17 protein-coding genes and 1 pseudogene are annotated in these 18,604 nt (G+C 70.2%); 12 read left to right on the forward strand and 6 right to left on the reverse strand.

Going from position 1 to position 18,604, the window contains the following annotated elements:
- Nucleotides 1-9: 9 nt before the first annotated feature.
- The gene (locus tag ASF45_RS29050; protein WP_056671906.1) at nucleotides 10-1,860 is read left to right on the forward strand and encodes an ATP-binding protein; all 1,851 of its coding nucleotides are present in this window, start codon (nucleotides 10-12) and stop codon (nucleotides 1,858-1,860) included.
- Complete coding sequence (locus ASF45_RS29055; protein ID WP_056671909.1) at nucleotides 1,857-3,194, forward strand: sigma-54 dependent transcriptional regulator; 1,338 nt, start codon at nucleotides 1,857-1,859, stop codon at nucleotides 3,192-3,194. The genes ASF45_RS29050 and ASF45_RS29055 overlap by 4 nt, the downstream gene beginning before the upstream one ends.
- A 60-nt stretch (nucleotides 3,195-3,254) precedes the next feature.
- Here ASF45_RS29055 and ASF45_RS29060 read toward each other — a convergent pair whose 3' ends face one another.
- The 4 genes and pseudogenes from ASF45_RS29060 to ftsY form a co-directional block, all read right to left on the reverse strand.
- The gene (locus tag ASF45_RS29060; protein WP_156473232.1) at nucleotides 3,255-3,698 is read right to left on the reverse strand and encodes a peptidase dimerization domain-containing protein; all 444 of its coding nucleotides are present in this window, start codon (nucleotides 3,696-3,698) and stop codon (nucleotides 3,255-3,257) included.
- A 17-nt stretch (nucleotides 3,699-3,715) separates the two neighbouring features.
- Nucleotides 3,716-5,416, reverse strand: a complete 1,701-nt coding sequence (locus ASF45_RS29065; RefSeq protein WP_156473233.1) for a peptidase M20 — start codon at nucleotides 5,414-5,416, stop codon at nucleotides 3,716-3,718.
- 361 nt (nucleotides 5,417-5,777) lie between these two features.
- Nucleotides 5,778-6,633, reverse strand: a pseudogene (locus ASF45_RS29070) (amino acid ABC transporter substrate-binding protein).
- Nucleotides 6,634-6,818: 185 nt separating this feature from the next.
- Nucleotides 6,819-7,910: a signal recognition particle-docking protein FtsY gene (gene ftsY, locus ASF45_RS29075; RefSeq protein ID WP_056671918.1), complete on the reverse strand. Its 1,092-nt coding sequence runs from the start codon at nucleotides 7,908-7,910 to the stop codon at nucleotides 6,819-6,821.
- A 29-nt stretch (nucleotides 7,911-7,939) separates the two neighbouring features.
- Between ftsY and ASF45_RS29080 the strand changes: the two genes are divergently transcribed.
- Nucleotides 7,940-9,385, forward strand: coding sequence for a pitrilysin family protein (locus ASF45_RS29080; protein ID WP_056671921.1), 1,446 nt, complete (start codon nucleotides 7,940-7,942; stop codon nucleotides 9,383-9,385).
- Entirely contained in the window at nucleotides 9,382-10,719 is a 1,338-nt protein-coding gene (locus ASF45_RS29085; RefSeq protein ID WP_369802186.1) for a M16 family metallopeptidase, read from the forward strand. The genes ASF45_RS29080 and ASF45_RS29085 overlap by 4 nt, the downstream gene beginning before the upstream one ends.
- Here ASF45_RS29085 and ASF45_RS29090 read toward each other — a convergent pair.
- A complete protein-coding gene (locus tag ASF45_RS29090) occupies nucleotides 10,716-11,603 on the reverse strand; it encodes a LysR family transcriptional regulator ArgP (RefSeq protein ID WP_056671924.1) in 888 nt (295 codons plus the stop codon). The two genes, ASF45_RS29085 and ASF45_RS29090, sit on opposite strands and share 4 nt — an antisense overlap.
- A gap of 87 nt (nucleotides 11,604-11,690) precedes the next feature.
- On the opposite strand from ASF45_RS29090, the gene ASF45_RS29095 reads away from it, so the two are divergent.
- Genes ASF45_RS29095 through coaD form a run of 3 tightly spaced genes read left to right on the forward strand, consistent with a single transcriptional unit; the run spans nucleotide 11,691 to nucleotide 13,452 of the window.
- Nucleotides 11,691-12,305 (forward strand): LysE/ArgO family amino acid transporter, encoded by a 615-nt coding sequence (locus tag ASF45_RS29095; protein WP_056671927.1) that lies wholly within the window; start codon nucleotides 11,691-11,693, stop codon nucleotides 12,303-12,305.
- 9 nt (nucleotides 12,306-12,314) lie between these two features.
- Nucleotides 12,315-12,917: a 16S rRNA (guanine(966)-N(2))-methyltransferase RsmD gene (gene rsmD / locus ASF45_RS29100; protein ID WP_056671930.1), complete on the forward strand. Its 603-nt coding sequence runs from the start codon at nucleotides 12,315-12,317 to the stop codon at nucleotides 12,915-12,917.
- Between the two features lie 40 nt (nucleotides 12,918-12,957).
- Nucleotides 12,958-13,452 (forward strand): pantetheine-phosphate adenylyltransferase, encoded by a 495-nt coding sequence (gene coaD / locus ASF45_RS29105; protein WP_056671933.1) that lies wholly within the window; start codon nucleotides 12,958-12,960, stop codon nucleotides 13,450-13,452.
- Nucleotides 13,453-13,515: 63 nt separating this feature from the next.
- On the opposite strand, the gene ASF45_RS29110 is transcribed toward coaD, so the two are convergent.
- Nucleotides 13,516-14,217 (reverse strand): alpha/beta fold hydrolase, encoded by a 702-nt coding sequence (locus ASF45_RS29110; RefSeq protein WP_056671936.1) that lies wholly within the window; start codon nucleotides 14,215-14,217, stop codon nucleotides 13,516-13,518.
- 74 nt (nucleotides 14,218-14,291) lie between these two features.
- Here ASF45_RS29110 and ASF45_RS29115 point away from each other — a divergent pair, with 74 nt between their 5' ends.
- The 5 genes from ASF45_RS29115 (at nucleotide 14,292) to ASF45_RS29135 (ending at nucleotide 18,600) form a co-directional block, all read left to right on the forward strand.
- A complete protein-coding gene (locus ASF45_RS29115) occupies nucleotides 14,292-14,990 on the forward strand; it encodes a histidine phosphatase family protein (RefSeq protein ID WP_056671939.1) in 699 nt (232 codons plus the stop codon).
- 88 nt (nucleotides 14,991-15,078) lie between these two features.
- A complete protein-coding gene (locus tag ASF45_RS29120; RefSeq protein ID WP_056671942.1) occupies nucleotides 15,079-15,891 on the forward strand; it encodes a CHAP domain-containing protein in 813 nt (270 codons plus the stop codon).
- Nucleotides 15,892-16,034: 143 nt separating this feature from the next.
- Nucleotides 16,035-16,991, forward strand: a complete 957-nt coding sequence (locus ASF45_RS29125; protein ID WP_056671945.1) for a tripartite tricarboxylate transporter substrate binding protein — start codon at nucleotides 16,035-16,037, stop codon at nucleotides 16,989-16,991.
- A complete protein-coding gene (locus ASF45_RS29130) occupies nucleotides 16,988-18,226 on the forward strand; it encodes a CaiB/BaiF CoA-transferase family protein (RefSeq protein ID WP_056671948.1) in 1,239 nt (412 codons plus the stop codon). The genes ASF45_RS29125 and ASF45_RS29130 overlap by 4 nt, the downstream gene beginning before the upstream one ends.
- Complete coding sequence (locus ASF45_RS29135; RefSeq protein ID WP_056671952.1) at nucleotides 18,223-18,600, forward strand: cupin domain-containing protein; 378 nt, start codon at nucleotides 18,223-18,225, stop codon at nucleotides 18,598-18,600. The genes ASF45_RS29130 and ASF45_RS29135 overlap by 4 nt, the downstream gene beginning before the upstream one ends.
- Nucleotides 18,601-18,604 lie beyond the last annotated feature (4 nt).

Genomic DNA, 18,604 nt, shown 5'->3' on the forward strand with positions numbered 1-18,604 from the left:
ACGGAGCGCGTGCCGGACCAGAACCACCGTTTGCGTGCGGCACGGCGCCTCCTGGCCGCCGTCGCTGCGCTGGCGCTGATGGGCGCTTGCGCGCTGCTGTCGTACCGGCACGGCGAGCAGGCGGGCGTGCGGCAGCTGCAGGGCGAGGCCAACCACCGGCTGGACCTGTTCGCGTCTGCCGTGGAGGGCATGGTCAAACGTTCCGAGCACGTGCCCGCGACCATCCAGCTGAACCCCGAGATCCTGGCACTGCTGCGCGCCCCGACCGAGCCGGCCCGGGTGGCTGCGGCCAGCGCGTATCTGCGCCGGCTCAATGCGCATGTGGGCAGCATGGCGGCCTTCACGCTGGACATCCGCGGGGTGGTGGTGGCCTCCAGCAACGACAGCCACCCCGACGACAGCATGCTCGGCATGGATGTGTCGTTCCGCCCCTATTTCCTGGACGCCTTGTCAGGCCGCGTCGGCCGCCACTTCGCCATCGGCGTGGACGGGGACATGCCCGGCTACTTCGTCTCGCACCCGATCCGTGACGGCGCGCAGGTGGTGGGCGTGGCCGCCATCAAGATCAGCCTGGAACCGATCGACCAGACCTGGGCCATGGTCGGTGCGCCGGCACTATTGGCCGATGCCAACCGCATCGTCATCCACAGCTCGCACCTGCCCTGGCGTTACACCGCGCTGGCGCCGCTGACGCTGGAGCAGCGCGTGGACATGCAGCTCACGCGCACCTACAGCGACCTGCAGATCCAGGAGTTCCCGCTGGTGCCGCGGCTGGACCAGCAGGCCGAGCGCCAGCGCATCGACGAGCAGCTGGTGCTGACGCGGCCGCTGGATGGCATGGACTGGCGCGTGATGCTGTTCCTGGACCTCAAGGACGTGCGCCACGCTGCGCTGGTGCAGGGTGCCATGTCGGCCGTGGCCGCCGCGTTCCTCGTGCTGCTGGTGCTGGTGCTGGTGCAGGCGCGCCGCATCCAGCGCCAGCGCCGCGAGGGCCGGCGCCTGCTGGAACGCGCCAACGCCGAACTGGAATCCAAGGTCGCGGCCCGCACGCAGGACCTGCTGGGGGCCAACGCCTCGCTCAAGCGCGAGGTGCGTGAGCGCGAGCAGGCCGAGCAGTCGCTGCGCGCCGCGCAGAACGAGCTGGTGCAGACCGCCAAGATGGCCGTGATGGGCCAGCTGGCCGCCGGCATCACGCACGAGCTGACGCAGCCGCTGGGTGCGATCCGCACGCTGTCGGGCAACGCCGAGGAGTTCCTGCGCCGCGGCCAGATGGACCCGCTGGCCGGCAACCTGCAGATCATCGGGCGGCTGACCGACCAGATGGGCAACATCATCCAGCCGCTCAAGGCCTTCGCGCGCAAGTCCGATGCCGTGCACGGCCCCACCGACATCGGCCAGACCTTCAGCAACGCCCTGTTCCTCTACGGCCTGCGGCTGCGCAAGATGCGCGTCCAGGTGGTCAGTGCCTGCGCGCCCGGCACGGTGTTCGCCTGGTGCGACGCCAACCGCCTGGAGCAGGTACTGATCAACCTGATCGGCAACGCGCTGGATGCCATGGCGGCGGCGCCCGAACCCTGCCTGGAACTGCGCGCGGGCAGTTCCACGCCCACGCAGGGCGGCGGCCGCTGGACCTGGATCGACGTCGAGGACAACGGTGCCGGCCTGTCGCCTCAGGCGCGCGAGCAGCTGTTCGAACCCTTTTTCACCACCAAGGCGCCCGGCGCCGGCCTGGGCCTGGGCCTCGTGATCTCGCGCGACATCGTGCGCGGCTTCGGCGGCGACATCCTGGTGTCCGACCGCCACGGCGGTGGCACCTGTTTCCGGCTGCAGATTCCGGCCGAAGCCCCAGCTCCACCATGAACCATTCCGAGCTTTCCGTTTTGATCGTGGAGGACGATCCCCATGTGCAGCTGGGCTGTGTGCAGGCCATGCAACTGGCCGGCATCGCGGTGCGGGCGGTCGCCTCGGCCGAAGAGGCGCACGGTCTGCTGCCACCCGGTTTCGCGGGCATCCTGGTCACCGACATGCGCCTGCCCGGTCAGGATGGGCTGGAGCTGATCCGCTGGTGCCTCCAGCGCGATGCCGACCTGCCGGCCATCATGATCACCGGCCACGGCGACATGGGCCTGGCCGTCGAGGCCATGCGCAGCGGCGCCTACGATTTCATTCCCAAGCCGTTCTCGCCCGAAGCGCTGGTCGAGGTCGTGCGCCGCGCGCTGGACAAGCGGGCGTTGACGCTGGAGGTGCTGGCGCTGCGCAAGTCGTTGGCCAGCCGCGCAGGCCTGGAGAGCCAGCTGATCGGCAACTCGCCGCAGATGCAGCGCGTGCGCCGCCTGATCGGCGAGGTGGCCGATTCGCCCGTGGACGTGCTCGTGCATGGCGAGACCGGCACCGGCAAGGAGGTGGTGGCCCAGGCGCTGCACACGCACTCCACGCGCCGCAGCAATCCCTTCGTCGCGCTCAACTGCGGCGGCATGCCGGACAACCTGCTCGACAGCGAGCTGTTCGGCCACGAGCCCGGCGCGTTCACAGGCGCGCAGAAGCGGCGCATCGGCAAGATCGAGCACGCGCACCAGGGCACGCTGTTCCTGGATGAGCTGGAGTCCATGCCCACGGGCATGCAGATCAAGCTGCTGCGCGTGCTGCAGGAGCGGCGCGTGGAGCGGCTGGGTTCCAACGAAGGCATGCAGGTCGACGTTCGCGTGGTGGCCGCCACCAAGGAGAACCTGCTGCAGCGTGCCAAGGACGGCGGCTTCCGGCTCGACCTGTACTACCGGCTCAATGTCGTCACCCTCGAGCTGCCAGCGCTGCGCGAGCGCCGCGAGGATGTGCCGCTGCTGACCGAGCACTTCATGCTGCTGGCCGCCAGCCGCTACAACCGGCCGCACCGGGGCGTGTCGCAGGAGCAGATGCGCCGGCTCATGGCGCACGACTGGCCTGGCAACGTGCGCGAGCTGCGCAACGTGGTCGATTGCCTGGTGCTGGGCATCCCGAGTGGTGTGCTCGGCGCGCAGGGCGGTGGCGCCGACGCGGCGGCCGAGCCGTCGCTGACGGAGATGGTCGATGCCTACGAACGCGACCTGATCGCCGCCGAACTGGGCCGCAGCCAGGGCAACGTGGCGCACAGTGCGCGTGCGCTGCGTGTGCCCAAGACCACGCTCAGCGACAAGATCCGCAAGCACGGCCTGGCCTGAGCTCCTGCACATGACAAGGCGCGGCCTGGGCCGCGCCTTGTCTGCGGAGCGTCGCGCGGCCTACTTGCGCGTGACGCTGGTCCGGATCGTCGCCGGCGCGCCGGCGGTGAGGTCGCCGGCCTTCACGTTGCGGAAGGCGTTCTCCGCATCGGCACCGGCCGTGGCCAGCTCGGTCAGCTTGCTGACCAACTGGTCGTAGGCACTGGCGTCGGCGGCGTTCAGGCGCAGCGTGATCAGCCCGTCGGAGGCGATGCTGTTCACCGAGTTGCCACCCGTCAGGTTCGTGATCACGTAGCTGCCTGCAGGCAGGCCTGCCTTCTGGATCAGGATGACGGTGCGGCCTGCGGCGTGCACGGCGCTGGTCCGGCCGTAGTTGCCACTGCTGTGGCCGCCCGGCCCCTGGAAGTTGATGTCCACGGTGCCGCTCTGCTGGGCTGCGGCGCTCAGGCAGAGCAGGCCGAGGCCCGCGAAGCTGGCGAGCGAAGCGAAGGCTTTCTTCATCATGTCATGGCTCCCTTGTCTTAGCGGTTGACTTCGCGTGTGCGTGCGCCGATCGGTTTGGCCGAGGGCTCGATGACGCTGCCGTCGGCGGCATGGAAGCCCGAGACCAGCAGCGCCGCGGTCAGCACGCGGTGCATGCGCGAGACTTCCACGGCCGGATCACCGCGCGTACCCCATTCCCAGAAGGCGTGGCCACCGGCACCGGCAGCGTTCGAGGACAGGCTGAAGTTGTAGGTCGGAATGCCGGTGTTGGCCGGCACGTTGTCGTTCAGGCTGCTGGACCCCGTGCTCACCGCGAGCGAGGTCGACGTGCCGGTGGCGATGCCGGCCTGCAGGCCGGCATGGATGGCAGCGTTGTTTGGGCTCGACAGCGTGAAGGCCGGGCGCAAGCCGTACCACACCTGCTCCATCGTCACCGCTTGCGCGCTGTTGCCAGCGACACCGCGGCGCGCGTTCTCCGCGTCGACCGCGGCCTGGAACTTCGGACGGATGACGTCGCGGATCTCGTTGAGCACTTCGGTCGTCGGCGAGCGCATGTCGACTTCGATCGAGCAGCTCGGCACCACGTCGCTGCCTGCCGCCGGGGCTTCGCAACTGGCGCGCCCCACGGTGTAGGTTGTGCGCGGGGCACCCTGGCGCAGCTCCGACGGCGACTTGACGTCGGCGATGCTGGCGATGGCCGCTGCCATGGCCTCCACCGCGCTGGCCGGGTTGCTGCCTGGCGCGACGGGGGCCTTGTACTTCATCTCGTAGCGGTAGCTGCCCAGGAAGTTGACGGCGCCGCCGCCTTCCAGGCCGAAGTAGGTCACGAAGTTCAGCGGGTTGGAGCCCGTGCCCAGATCCTGCTCGAAGCCGAACAGCTGCTTCATGCCGGCCAGGTTGCCCTTGCCCTCTTCACCGGCCGTGCCGCAGATCCAGACGTCGTAGACCGGTTTGATCTTGTGCTTCTTCATGGCGGCGGCCAGGACGAAGGCATTGGACGTCGAGCTCATCATGTCGCCGTAGCCTGGCACATAGATGCGCAGCCCGCCGTTGGCGGCGGCGGCCTCGGCATTCGTGAACCACTTGCTCGCCAGCGCGTAGTTCGCGTCCTCGACAATGCGGCCGCTGGCGCTGAAGGCGAGTTCGTCCGGAATCGCAGCGAGCTGCGCCGTGGTCTCGACGACCGCCTGCGAGAACGGCTGCAGCTTGAAGTGGTTGTACGGGTCGGTGGCCGGTGGCAGCGTCTCCGGGTTGACGACATCGGAGTGCCCTTCGACCAGCACCTTGGGGTACTGGCCCTTGTAGTGCTGGGCACCCGCGCGGCCCGCATACGAGCCCTTGATCACCACGCAGGTGTTGTAGACCGGCAGGCCGTCCACGATGTTCACGTCGGTGTTGTCCATGTGGCCGTCGGCCCGCGTCATGATTTCGTCTGGCGCGAAACCCCACTCTGCGGCCATCCGGCGGTGTACCTCGACGGCCCGGACATGCTCTTCGCGAGAGGGTGCGGGGATCCGTGTGAGCTCCAGGAACTGGTGCCAGCGCGCCTTGGCCGCTTCAGGCGTGCGCTGCTCGTTCAGCAAGGCGGTGATCTGCGGATCGGCGGCGATCTTGGTGGCAGCGGCCACGACTTCCGAGGGAATCGTCGCGGTATTGGGAGCTGGTGCCGGTGTAGGTGCGGGGGCCGGGGCGTCGTCGCCGCCGCCGCAGGCCGCCATGGCGGCCGCAGCGGTTGCCATGACAAGCAGCCTCAGGTTTTTCAGTTTGTCCATTGGTTCTCCCTAGGTCATCGTGATCCGTGAATGAAGAGGCGGGCGTGCCGCCGCAGCGTTGCCATGCCTGTGTGGTACGACACGGCTCAACCGCAAAGTACATGCCAAGGTGTGACGCGGCACGGCGGGTGCGCCGATGCCCTTGGCGCAGCAGGCGATCGGGGCGTGCGGCGCTGCGCTGGTCCGGGCGAAAGCGACGGAAATCCGGCGCCACAGGCGATTGCCCGTGCGGCTTTCCGACGCTTGCCGCGCCGCGGGCCGCGGCCAAAAAAAAGGGCGGGAAGAGGCCTTCCCGCCCGCGCGCCGAAGCGTGCCGCTCACCGTCGGATCAAGGCAGCTTGTACTCTTCCATGGGCTTGTCGTTCGGGTTGGCCCAGGCTTCCTTGGTGGCTTGCGACATCGGCAGGCCCACCTTGGTGTTGGTCGGCGGAACGGGCTGCATGAACCACTTGTCGTACAGCTTGGCCAGCGAACCGTCTGCGATCTGGCGCTTGATGCTGTCGTCCACGGCCTTCTTGAAGGCCGGGTCGTCCGCCAACCATCTTGTAGTCGGCCGCATTGCGCGACTTGGAGGCGTTGGCCGCCAGGATGGAGCCATCCATCACGAAGGCATCGGCGCGGCCCGACTCCAGCAGCAGGAAGCTGTCGGCGTGGTCCTTGCCCATCAGTTCCTTGAACTCCATGCCTTCGGCACGCTTGTTCTTGCGCAGCGTCTGGACCGAGGTGGTGCCGGTGGTCACGGCGACCGTCTTGCCCTTCAGGTCGGCGATGCCGTTGATGCCCGAGTTGGCCTTGGTCAGGATGCGCACCTCTTCCACGTAGGTCGTCACGGCGAAGGCCACGTCCTTGGCGCGCGTGGCGTTGTTGGTGGTGGAGCCGCACTCCAGGTCGACCGTGCCGTTCTGCACCAGCGGGATGCGGTTCTGCGAGGTCACGGGCGAGTAGGTGATCGTCAGCTCCTTGCCGGCGGCCTTGGACAGGTCGGCCACGATGCGCTCGCCCATCTCGGTATGGAAGCCGACGTATTTGCCGTTGCCCAGCGTGTACGACAGGCCGGACGAGTCGCGCACGCCCAGGCTGATGGCGCCGCTGGACTTGATCTTCGCCAGGGTGTCGCTGCCTTGCGCCACCGCGCTGCCGGCCGCCAGTGCCGCGCAGCAAATGGCGAGGATGTGTTTCTTCATTGAGGTCTGCTCCTATGGAAAAGCTGTGGGGTAACGCCGCTACCGCGAAATGGCGGCGGACGTCCTGTTACAGCAGCTTGCGTGCCATGGAGAAACAGGCGAAGACCAGGGCGCCGGGGCCCAGGATCGGCCTCCGGTCGAACGGAAATCCGTCGATCGGCGTGCCGCGCCGTACGGTGTACCGTTCAGCCCAGCAGGGCCTGCGCGAACTCGCGCGCGTCGAAGGTCTCCAGGTCTTCCAGCTTCTCGCCCACGCCGATGAAGTAGACGGGCACCGGCCGCTCCTGCGCGATGGCGGCCAGCACGCCGCCCTTGGCCGTGCCGTCCAGCTTGGTCACGATCAGGCCGGTCAGGCCGATCGCGTCGTCGAAGGCCTTGACCTGCATCAGCGCGTTCTGGCCGGTGTTGCCGTCGATGACCAGCAGCACCTCGTGCGGCACACCGGTGCCGGCGGTGTCGGCCTTGACCAGCGTGCGGCGGATCTTCTTGAGCTCCTCCATCAGGTGCAGCTGCGTTGGCAGGCGGCCGGCCGTGTCGACCAGCACCACGTCTTTGCCGCGTGCACGGCCGGCGTTCACGGCATCGAAGGCCACGGCCGCGGGGTCGCCGCCCTGCTGGCTGATGATCTCCACGTAGTTGCGGTCGGCCCAGACGGCCAACTGCTCGCGCGCGGCGGCGCGGAAGGTGTCGGCCGCGGCCAGCAACACCGAGGCTTTGTGCGCGGCCAGGTGCCGCGTGAGCTTGCCGATCGAGGTGGTCTTGCCCGCGCCGTTGACGCCCGCCACCATCACCACGGTGGGCTTGTGCTCGCCGATGACCAGGGGCTTTTGCAGCGGCCGCAGCAGGTCGGCGATGGCATCGACCAGCAGTTCGCGCACGGCGGCCGGCTCGGTGGCGCGGGCCTCCTTCACGCGGCGGCGCAGATCGTCCAGCAGCACGGTCGTGGCCTTCACGCCGGTGTCGGCCATCAGCAGAGCTTCTTCGAGCTCCTCGTACAGCGCCTCGTCAATGCGGGTGCCGGTGAAGACGGTGGTGATGCTGCTGCCGGTCTTGCGCAGGCCCTGCTTGAGCCGGTCCACCCAGCCCGTGCGGGCCGCGGGTTCGGCCGCCACCTCGGCGGGCGGAGGTTCCGGCGCGGCCTCGGCTTTGGCGCCGAAAGGGTTGCGCAGCCAGCCACGGCCAGCGGGCTCCGGCGGCTCGGCCGCCGCAGGGGCAGGCGCCGCTTCGGCGGGTGCCGGCTCCGGTGCAGGCGGTTTTTTCTTGAAGAAACTGAACATTTGGCGCGTTCTTAGAATCGGATGATTCTATGAAACGCAATCTTTCAGCGTGCACCATGGCCTTCGCGCTGGCCTGGGCGACACCGGGCCTGCAAGCCCAGGCAGCACCCCCAGCGCCTCCCGCGACCGCAGGCGCCAGCGCCACAGCCGCCGCCCAGCAATTCCAGCTTGCCAACGGCATGCGCCTGATCGTCAAGACCGACCGGCGCGCGCCCACGGCAGTGCACATGGTCTGGCTGCGCGTGGGCAGCATGGACGAGGTCGATGGCACCAGCGGCGTCGCCCACGCCGTGGAGCACATGATGTTCAAGGGCACGGAGCAGCTCCAGCCGGGCGAGTTCTCGCGCCGCGTGGCGGCCATCGGCGGCTCCGAGAACGCCTTCACCTCCTTCGACTACACCGGCTACTACCAGCAGATCCCGGCCGGACGGCTCGAAGACGTGATGCGGCTGGAGGCCGACCGCTTCGCCCACAACCGCTGGGCCGACGACGAGTTCACGCGCGAGCTGGCCGTCATCAAGGAAGAGCGGCGCATGCGCACCGACGATGCACCGCGCGCCCGGCTGTACGAAGCGCTCTACGCCATGACCTTCCAGGCCGCGCCCTACCGTCGGCCCATCATCGGCTGGATGGGCGACCTGGACAGCCTCACGCCCGACGATGTGCGCCAGTTCTACCGCCAGTGGTACGTGCCGGCCAACGCCGCCGTGGTCATCGTGGGCGATGTGGACGTGGCGCAGGTGCGGGCGCTGGCCGAGCGCACCTACGGCGCCATCCCGGCCGCCGCCGTGCCGGGCCGCAAGCCGCGCGAGGAACCTGCGCAGCGCGGCATCCGCCGGCTCGAACTCAAGGCGCCGGCCGAACAGTCCTATCTGGCCATGGCCTTCAAGGTGCCCAAGCTGACGACGCTGGAAGCCAGCGAGGACGCGCTGGCGCTGACCGTGCTGTCGGCCGTGCTCGACGGCTACCCCGGCGCGCGGCTGGAGCGCGCGCTGACCCAGGGCCCCGACCGCCTGGCCGACAGCGCCGGCGCCAGCAACGGACTCATGGGCCGCGGCCCGCAGCTGTTCGTGCTGGACGGTGTGCCGGCGCCCGGCAAGACCACCGAACAACTGGAAGCGGCTCTGCGCGAGCAGGTGGCCCGCGTGGCGCGCGAGGGCGTCAGCGCGGCCGAGCTCGCGCGCGTCAAGACGCAGTGGGTGGCCGGCCAGGTCTACAAGCGCGATTCGCTGTTCAACCAGGCGCGCGAACTCGGCAGCCAGTGGGTCACCGGCTTCGCGCCCGATTTTTCCGACCGCCTGATCGAGCGGCTGCGCCAGGTCACGGCCGAGCAGGTACAGGCCGTGGCGGCGCGCTACTTCGGCGACGACCAGCTCAATGTGGCCGTGCTGCGGCCGCAGCCCGTCGATCCGACCACCCGCAAGAACGCGCCCGCCGGTGCGCGCCAAGCCCCCACCAGCGAGCCGAGCCGATGAACAAGCTGATGTCTTCCGTGCGGTTGTCCCTGGCCGCATCCCTGCTCGTGGCTGCCGGCTGGGCCAGCGCCGCCCTTCCGCTGCAGCGCTGGACCCAGGCCAGCGGTGCCGAGGTCTATCTGGTGGAAAGCCCGGGCATTCCCATGGTCGACGTGCAGCTCGACTTCGATGCCGGCTCGCGCCGCGACCCGGCCGCGCAGGCTGGTCTGGCCGATGCCACGGCGGGGCAGGCCAACAAGGGCATCGCCGCGCAGGGCAAGGAGCCGGCGCTGGACGAAAACGCGCTGGGCGAAGCCTGGGCCGACCTGGGCGCTTCCTTCGGTGCCAGTGCCAGCCGCGACCGCATGAGCTTCTCGCTGCGCACGCTGACCTATCCGGACCTGCTGCCCAAGGCCGTCGCGCTGGCGGCGCGTCAGTTGGGCACGCCGGCCTTCGATGCCGCGGTCTGGCAGCGCGACCGCGAGCGCATCGGCGCCGCATTGCGCGAGTCATACACCCGGCCCGGCCCGGTGGCGAGCCGCGCCTTCCAGGAACTGGTCTACGGCGGCCATCCCTATGGCCGCGAGACCACGGAGCAGACCCTGGCCGCCATTTCGGTCGACCAACTGCGCGCCTTCTACGCCCAGAGCATCCTGCCCTGCCGCGCCAAGGTCAGCGTGGTGGGCGCGGTGACGCGCCAGCAGGCCGACCAGCTGGTGCAGGCCTTGCTCGCCCGGCTGCCGCAGACCGCCTGCGCGCCGCTGCCCGCGGTCGGCGAGGTGCCGGCGCTGGCCAAGGCCGAGGAGCGCCGCATCCCGTTCGCGTCCAACCAGGCCCAGGTGATCATCGGCCAGCCCGGCATCCGGCGCGACGACCCGGACTTCTTCGCCGTGCTCGTGGGCAACCACATCCTGGGCGCTGGTGGCTTCACGTCGCGCCTGACGCACGAGGTGCGTGAGAAGCGCGGGCTGACCTACGGCGTCTCCAGCGACTTCTCGCCGGGCCGCCATGCCGGCGCGTTCACGGTCGGCCTGCAGACGCGTGCCGACCAAGCCAATGCGGCCATCGCGGTGGCGCGCGAGACGCTGGCGCGTTTCGTCGCCGAGGGCCCGACCGAGCAGGAGCTGAAGGCCGCCAAGGACAACCTGGTGGGCGGCTTTGCGCTGCGGCTGGACAGCAACCGCAAGCTGCTCGGCAACGTGGCCAACATCGCCTGGAACGGCCTGCCGCTGGACTACCTGGACACCTGGACGCAGCGCGTGGAGGCCATCACGGTGGCGCAGATCCGCGCCGCGTTCGCACGCATGCTGCAGCCCGAGCGCATGGTGACGGTGGTGGTCGGCGGCGCTTCCTAAGCCAGCGCGGAGCGCGCCGCCGCCACGACGGCGCGGCCCAGCCCATCCAGCAGCGCCGAGGCGGCGCGCGCGTGCTGCCAGTACAGCGGCACATCCAGCGGCGTGCCCGGCACCAGTTCCACCAGCCGGCCGGCCGCCAGCAGCGGCTGCACCAGCGGCAGCGGCTGCATGCCCCAGCCCATGCCGGCCAGCCCGGCCTCGACGAAGGCCTGCGGCGAAGGCAGCAGATGGCAAGGCAGCGGCACCGCCTTGCGGCACTGCCGGCGCACCCAGCGGGCCTGCAGCTGGTCCTTGCGGTCGAACAGCAGGCTGGGCGCCAGCGCCAGGCTGCGGGCCTGCACGCCGTCGGCGAAATGCCGGGCCATGAAGTCCGGGCTGGCCACGGCCAGGTAGCGCAGCGTGCCCAGGGCCTGGCTGTTGCAGCCGGCCGCCGGTTGGGCCAGGGCCGTCACGGCGGCCAGCACGGCGCCGCTGCGCAGGCGCTCGGCCGTGTGGTCCTGGTCGTCCACGGTCAGTTCCAGCAGCACCGGTGCCGTGGCCGCGTACTGCGCGGCGGCCGGCGCGAACCAGCTGGCCAGGCTGTCCGCGTTCACGGCCACGGGCAGGCGCGCGCGCTCGGCGGTCGGCGCGGCCACTGGCAACACGTCCTGCAAATCGTGCTCCAGCAGGCGCACCTGGGCCAAGTGGCGGCACAGGTGCTGGCCGACCTCGGTGGCGCGGCAGGGCTGGCCGCGCACGACCAGCGCGCAGCCCACGCGTTCCTCGAGCAGGCGCACGCGCTGCGAAACGGCCGAGGGCGTCACATGCAGCGCCTGGGCGGCACGTTCGAAGCTGCCTTCGCGGACCACGGCGGCCAGTGCGGCAAGGGCGGCATAGTCGAGCACGGCGTCTCCCGTCGGTGAAGAAAAACTGAACCGAGTTTAGAAGTTTGCGCTGGCCTGCCAGGCGCCGTGCCGGCATGCTCCGCACCCATGTCCGCATTCCTCCAGGGCTTCTCGCTGAGCCTCGCCTTGATCGTCGCCATCGGCGCGCAGAACGCCTTCGTGTTGCGCCAGGGGCTGCGCCGCGCCCATGTGCCGCAGGTCGTGCTGTTCTGCGCGCTGGCCGATGCGCTGCTGGTCGCCGCCGGCGTCTTCGGCATGGCCAGCCTGCTGGGCGCACAGCCGCTGCTGGCACGCGCACTGGCGGCGGTGGGCGCCCTGTTCCTGGCCGGCTATGGGCTGCGCGCCCTGTGGCGCAGCCGGCGGCCCGCCGCGCTGCAGGCCGCCGCGCACGGATCGGCGGGCCGCGCGGCCGTGCTGGGCCAGGCCGCCGCCTTCACGCTGCTGAACCCGCATGTCTACCTGGACACCGTGCTGCTGGTGGGCTCGGTTGGCGCCCAGCATGCTGCGCTGGCGCGGGCGGCCTTCGTGGGCGGCGCGGCGCTGGCCAGTGCCGGCTGGTTCGCGGCGCTGGGCTTCGGTGCGCGCTGGCTGGCGCCGTGGTTCGCGCGTCCGCGCGCCTGGCAGTGGCTGGACCGCTGCATCGGCGCCACCATGCTGGTGCTGGCCGCGGGGCTGGCGCTGCGGGCCGCTGGCGTCGCGTAAGCTCGCCGCATGCCCCGTCCCACTGCTCAAAAGACTGCCAAGAAGACCACCGCGCCTGCCCGACCGCACGAAGTCCGCATCATCGGCGGCCAATGGAAGCGTACCCGGCTCCCCGTGGCCGACAAGCCCGGCCTGCGCCCCACGCCCGACCGCGTGCGCGAAACGCTGTTCAACTGGCTCGGCCAGGACCTCACGGGCTGGCGCTGCCTGGACATGTTCGCGGGCACCGGCGCGCTGGGCCTGGAGGCCGCCTCGCGCGGCGCCGCCGAGGTGCATCTGTTCGAGGCCGACGCCGCCCTGGTGGCGCAACTCGTGCAGCTCAAGACGCGGCTTGGTGCCGCGCAGCTGCAGGTCACGCGCGGCGACGGTGTGGCGTTGACGGGCCGCCTGGGCGCGGCCAGCATCGACCTGGTGCTGCTGGACCCGCCGTTCGAGACCACGCAGTACCCGGCTGCCGTCGCCGCGGCACTGCGTGTGCTGACGCCTGCGGGCCGGCTGTACCTGGAAGCTCCCGAACTCTGGAGCGCCGAGCGCCTGGCCGGCCATGGTCTTGCGGTCGAGCGCCACCTGAAGGCCGGCGCCGTCCACGCGCACCTGCTCGCCCGCGCATAATCGCGCCGCACGAGACAAGCCTCCCAGGAGAAAGCCGCCCATGAGCCAGCACGTGATCGCCGTTTATCCCGGCACCTTCGACCCGATGACGCTGGGCCACGAGGACGTGGTGCGGCGTGCGGCCCAGTTGTTCGACACCGTGATCGTGGCGGTCGCGGCCGGCCACCACAAGAAGACGCTGTTCTCGCTGGAAGAGCGGATCGAGATGGTGCGCGAATCCGTCAAGCCCTACCCGCAGGTGCAGGTCGAGAGCTTTGCCGGCCTGGTGCGCGACTTCGTCGTCGCCAAGGGCGGCAAGGCCATGGTGCGCGGCCTGCGCGCCGTGACCGATTTCGACTACGAGTTCCAGCTGGCCGGCATGAACCGCACGCTGATGCCGGACGTGGAGACCGTGTTCCTGACGCCGGGCGACAAGTACCAGTTCATCTCCAGCACCTTCGTGCGCGAGATCGCCACGCTGGGCGGCGAGGTCGAGAAGTTCGTCTCGCCCTATGTGCTGCGCTGCCTGCTGGCGAAGGTGGGCCGCGCGGGCTGAACGCTCACTGGGAACCTTCGGCTTCGCCTACGGTGCGAGCGCCTTCGGACGGCCGCGCGGCGCTCACGGCAACCGCGCCAGCCAGTCCAGCAGCAGCGCGTTGACTGCGGCCGGCTGCTCCATCGTCAGCATGTGGCCGCACAGCGGCAGCAGGTGCAGCTCGGCCTGCGGCACGAGCGCGGCGATCTCGCGCGCGCAATCGGGCGGCGTCAGGCTGTCGGATTCGCCGCTGGCCACCAGCACCGGGCAGCGCAGCGCCGGGAGGTGGACGCGTGCATCGGGCCGGGCCATCACGGCGCGGTTCTGCCGCACCAGCTGCGCGGCGCCCACGCGCAGCACCATGTCCAGGTAGCGCTTCGCCAGGGCCTTGAGCTCCGGGTGGCGCCGGTCGAAGGCGAAGGGCACGTTGGCGCGCAGCACCTCGTCGGCACGGCCGCTCTCGAACAGGCCGATGGCCTGCTCGCGCAGCCGGCGCATGTCCGGCGTCTCCGGCCGGGCCGAGGTGCCCAGCAGGGCCAGGCCACGCACGCGCGCAGGGGCCTGGCGCGCGGCTTCCATGGCGACCATGCCGCCCATGGAGGCGCCGCACAGCACCAGGGGGCCGGCGTGCTCGGCCAGCAGGCGCCCGGCCATGTCCTCGATGCTGTTGCTGCGTTCGGCCACGTCCGTGACGCGCGCGTTCCAGTGCGCGGGCAGGGCCTGCAATGGCGCGTGCCAGAGTTCGGCATCGCAGGCCAGGCCGGGGATCAGGATCAACTTGTCCATTTATGCTCAGAATCAACGATAGAACTCGTGCAGTGCCTGAGCTTATCCGTGGGCGGCTTTCGGATAATCCCGGCATGACCCGTCTGATTCTCGTGCGCCATGGTGAAACCGAGTGGAACCGCCAGCTGCGCTTTCAAGGGCAGGTGGATGTGCCGCTGAACGCCATCGGTCACGAGCAGGCGCTGCGCGTCGCGCGGCGCCTGGCCGGCGGCGAGGTGCACCGTGTGGTCAGCAGCGACCTCGCGCGGGCGCGCCAGACCGCCGCCCCGCTGGCCGAGCTGCTGGCCCGCCGCGGTGGCCCCGACCCAATCGAAAGCGCGGCGCTGCGCGAGCAGAGCTTCGGCCTCGTGGACGGCATGAGCGTGGACGAGATCAAGCGCCTGCACCCGGCGGCCTGGAACGGCTGGGTCGATTTCCGTGCCGACTACGCCTTCGAGGGCGGGGAAAGCACGCGCCACTTCCATGCCCGGGTGCTGCAGGGCCTGCGCGACCTGGCCAATGCCCATGCCGGCGAGACCCTGGTGGTGGTCACGCATGGGGGCGTGCTCGACATGGTCTGGCGCAGCGCGCGCTCTCTCTCGCTGGACGGGCCGCGCCAGGCCCACATCCCGAATGCCGGCGTGAGCCAGGTGCAGGTGCTGGTCAAGGACGACGCGCACCGCCTGGACATCCTCGACTGGGCCGACATCGCCCACCTGGAGGGCATGCCACCGCAACCGGTCTACGACCAGGCGCGGCCCTCCGAGATCCGCCAGCGCGTGCCGCTGGCCTGACGCTGGGCGGTGCCCTCGGCGCATCCTCAAGGCAGGGGATGTGCGGCCTGGTGGCGCGGAGCAGGATCGGCCGCACAGGAGAAATGCCATGGCCACGACGACCCCCCTCCCATTTCCCAAGCGCTTGATCAAGAAGGGCGAGGCCGACGCGACGCTCGTCAAGGCCGTGCAGGCGGCACTCAAGGGGCATGGCTACGGCCCGTTCACGGCCGTCGGCGTGTTCGATGCGCAGATGGCGGCCGTGGTCAAGCTGTTCCAGGCGCAGAACGTGGACAGCCAGGGCAACGCCCTGGTGGTCGATGGCGAAATCGGCCGCTTCACCTGGGGGGCGCTGTTCGGCGTGGCCGCTGCCACGGCGGCGCCGGCGCCGTCCTCGCCGCTGATGTTGCAGGCCCTGGGCGTGGCCGCTTCGCAGATCGGGCAGATGGAGGTGCCACTCGGCAGCAACCGCGGGCCGATGGTCGATCTGTACCTCAAGGCCACCGGCGTTCCGCTGACCGGCAACCCGGACGCGCGCGCCTGGTGCATGGCCTTCGTCTACTGGGCCTTCGACCAGGGGGCGGCCCACCTGGGGACACCCAACGTGGCGCCCAGGACCGCCGGCTGCCTGGACCATTGGGGGCGCGCCCGCTTCGTACCCGGCGCGGTCCGGATCACGAGCGCCGAGGCCTTGGCCGATCTCTCGCTCGTCAAGCCGGGGCAGGTGTTCATCTGCGATTTCGGCCATGGGCTCGGGCATGCCGGCATCGTGGAGCGGGTGCTGCCCGATGGCCGTCTCGTGACGGTCGAAGGCAACACCAACAACGACGGCAGCCGCTCGGGGGTGGGCGTGTTCAGGCTGGAGCGCCGCAAGCTCAGCGACAAGCTGCTCAAGGGCCTGGTGGACTACAGCGCCTGCTGAGCGGCGCGGCGCCGGTTGCTGCGGCGGCTGGGCCAAGCATTCGCACAACGAATGCTTCCAGCCGAATTTGCAATTGGACGCCAATGCTTGGCCCCGGGGAAGATGCGGGCGCGTTCCCATTCCCACCCCCGAGGAGACAACCCATGTGGAGACACCGCCGCCTGCTGCTGGCGCTGCTTGCCGCCGTGGCGTTCGGCAGCCTGCAGGCCCAGAACACCCAGCCCCTGACCCTGGTCGTGCCCTTCGCCGCCGGCAGCGGCACCGACGCCGTGGCCCGCACCGTGGGCCAGCGCCTGGCCGAGAAACTGGGCCAGCCCGTGCTCGTCGACAACAAGCCGGGCGCCAACGCCCAGGTGGCGGCCCAGTACGTGGCCAAGGCCAAGCCCGATGGGCTCACGCTGTTCATGACCACCAACACCTCGCACTCGGCCAACCCGGCCCTGTACAAGGAGCTGCGCTACGACCCGATCAAGGACTTCACGCCGATCGCGCGCGTGGGCGAGCTGCCGTTCGCGTTGGCCGTGCACCCGGCCGTGCCGGCGAAGACACTGGCCGAGTTCATCGCGTATGCGAAGGCCAACCCGGGCAAGCTCTCGTACGCCACGCCCAACAGCACCTCGCTGGTGGCCATGGAAACCATCAAGCGCATCGCCGGTGTCGACATCGCGCAGATCCCCTACAAAAGCAGCCCGCAGGCCATGACCGACCTGATCGGCGGCCAGGTCCAGGTCTACGTGGCCGACCTGGGCTCGGGCATGGCCATGCTCAAGACCGACAAGATCCGCGCGCTGGCCATCACCACGGCGCGCGAGTCGCAGATCCTGCCCGGCGTGCCGCCCGTGGGCGCCACGGTCAAGGGCTTCGACCTGACCTCCTGGAACGGCATCTTCGGCCCGGCCGGCCTGCCCAAGCCGGCCGTGGACCGCGTCAACGCCGCGCTGCAGCAGGTGCTGGCAGAGCCTGACACGCAGGACAAGCTGCGCCAGCTGGGCTTCGAGGTCTGGCCGTCGAAGACGCCCGAGGAGTTCACCCAGTACGTGGCCGACCAGCTGGCGCACTGGGGCCAGCTGATCCGCCAGGCCGGCGTGAAGCCGGAATGAGCGCAGCACAAGGTCCGCTCGCGGGCGTCAAGGTGCTGGACCTCAGCTCGGTCATCATGGGCCCGTTCGCGACCCAGATCCTGGCCTCGCTGGGCGCGGAGGTGACCAAGCTCGAAAGCCCGGAAGGCGACAACATGCGCCACGTGGGGCCCATGCGCAACCCCGGCATGGGCCACATCTTCCTGCAGGCCAACCAGGGCAAGCGCAGCATCGTGCTCGACCTCAAGCAGCCTGCCGGGCGTGCCGCCGCGCTGCGGCTGGCCGGGCAGAGCGATGTGCTGGTCAGCAACGTGCGCCCGCAGGCGCTGGCGCGGCTGGGCCTGGACGCCGCCAGCGTGCGCGCCTTGCACCCGCGCCTGGTCCATGTGAGCTGCTGCGGCTTCGACCAGGATGGCCCCTACGCCGCGCGGCCGGCCTACGACGACCTGATCCAGGGCGCCACCGGCATCCCCTGGCTCACGCAGGCTTATGCGGGCGGCGAGCCGGCCTACGCGCCCATCACGCTGGCCGACCGCGTGACCGGCCTGCACGCCGTCTACGCCATCACAGCCGCCCTGTACGCGCGCGAGAAGACGGGCCAAGGCCAGGCCATCGTGGTGCCCATGTTCGAGGCCATGACGCAGTTCGTGCTGGGCGACCACCTGGCCGGCCTGGCTTTCGATCCGCCGCAGGGCGATGCCGGCTATGCACGGCTGCTGACGGCGCACCGCCGGCCCTACCGCACTCGCGACGGCCATTTGTGCGTGCTGATCTACAACGACAAGCACTGGCGCAGCTTCTTCGCCGCCATTGGCGACGCCGGCCGGCAACTGGCCGAGGACCCGCGCTTCGCCACCCACAGCGCGCGCGCGGCGCACATCGACGCCGTCTACGCCGAGGTGGCGCGCCTCATGGCAGGGCGCAGCACGGCCGAGTGGCAGACGCTGCTGGACGCCGCCGACGTGCCCAACATGCCGATGATGGGCCCGGCCGAACTGCTGGCCGACCCGCACCATGCGGCCACCGGCTTCGTGCGCCGCTTTGACCACCCCAGCGAAGGCCGCCTGGTCGGCACCGGCGTGCCGACGCGCTGGAGCGGCACGCCGCCGACCGACCAGCCCGGGCCGGCACCGCGGCTGGGCGAGCATTCCTCTGCGGTGTTGCGCGAGGCCGGTTTCGCCGAAACCGAGATCGCGGCACTGCTGGCCGATGGCGCCTGCCGCCAGGCCGAACCATTGCAGGAGAGCACCCCATGAGATCCCCTTTGTTCGTGCGCAGCAGCGAAGTGCCGAGCTACAGCCCGGCCAACCACGACCACACCCACAACCGGCGCCTGATCGGCCCGGCCAACGGCGCCCAGCATCTGGAGGTGGTGCTGGGCACCATCGGTGCGGGTGGCGGCGCGCTGCCGCATGCGCACCCGGGCATGGAGCAGGTGTGCTATCTGCTCGAAGGCACGGCGCGCGCCGAGGTCGGTGGCGAGGTGTTCGAGATGCAGCCCGGCGACTGTTGCCTGTTCCCGGCCGACGCCATGCATGTCTTCACCGTCACGAGCGCTGAGCCCGCGCGCCTGCTCGTCATCTACAGCCCGCCCTACGGCGAGAACCCGGCGCTGGTACGCCGCCCTTGAGAGG

The organism is Pseudorhodoferax sp. Leaf265, from assembly GCF_001422365.1.
GTDB lineage: Bacteria > Pseudomonadota > Gammaproteobacteria > Burkholderiales > Burkholderiaceae_C > Pseudorhodoferax.

Coding starts and splice junctions, on each gene's coding strand:
- ASF45_RS29055 (WP_056671909.1), top strand. CDS start 1,857: ATGAACCATTCCGAGCTTTCCGTTTTGATCGTGGAGGACGATCCCCAT.
- ASF45_RS29060 (WP_156473232.1), bottom strand. CDS start 3,698: ATGATGAAGAAAGCCTTCGCTTCGCTCGCCAGCTTCGCGGGCCTCGGC.
- ASF45_RS29065 (WP_156473233.1), bottom strand. CDS start 5,416: ATGGCAACCGCTGCGGCCGCCATGGCGGCCTGCGGCGGCGGCGACGAC.
- ftsY (WP_056671918.1), bottom strand. CDS start 7,910: ATGTTCAGTTTCTTCAAGAAAAAACCGCCTGCACCGGAGCCGGCACCC.
- ASF45_RS29080 (WP_056671921.1), top strand. CDS start 7,940: ATGAAACGCAATCTTTCAGCGTGCACCATGGCCTTCGCGCTGGCCTGG.
- ASF45_RS29085 (WP_369802186.1), top strand. CDS start 9,382: ATGAACAAGCTGATGTCTTCCGTGCGGTTGTCCCTGGCCGCATCCCTG.
- ASF45_RS29095 (WP_056671927.1), top strand. CDS start 11,691: ATGTCCGCATTCCTCCAGGGCTTCTCGCTGAGCCTCGCCTTGATCGTC.
- rsmD (WP_056671930.1), top strand. CDS start 12,315: ATGCCCCGTCCCACTGCTCAAAAGACTGCCAAGAAGACCACCGCGCCT.
- coaD (WP_056671933.1), top strand. CDS start 12,958: ATGAGCCAGCACGTGATCGCCGTTTATCCCGGCACCTTCGACCCGATG.
- ASF45_RS29110 (WP_056671936.1), bottom strand. CDS start 14,217: ATGGACAAGTTGATCCTGATCCCCGGCCTGGCCTGCGATGCCGAACTC.
- ASF45_RS29115 (WP_056671939.1), top strand. CDS start 14,292: ATGACCCGTCTGATTCTCGTGCGCCATGGTGAAACCGAGTGGAACCGC.
- ASF45_RS29120 (WP_056671942.1), top strand. CDS start 15,079: ATGGCCACGACGACCCCCCTCCCATTTCCCAAGCGCTTGATCAAGAAG.
- ASF45_RS29125 (WP_056671945.1), top strand. CDS start 16,035: ATGTGGAGACACCGCCGCCTGCTGCTGGCGCTGCTTGCCGCCGTGGCG.
- ASF45_RS29130 (WP_056671948.1), top strand. CDS start 16,988: ATGAGCGCAGCACAAGGTCCGCTCGCGGGCGTCAAGGTGCTGGACCTC.
- ASF45_RS29135 (WP_056671952.1), top strand. CDS start 18,223: ATGAGATCCCCTTTGTTCGTGCGCAGCAGCGAAGTGCCGAGCTACAGC.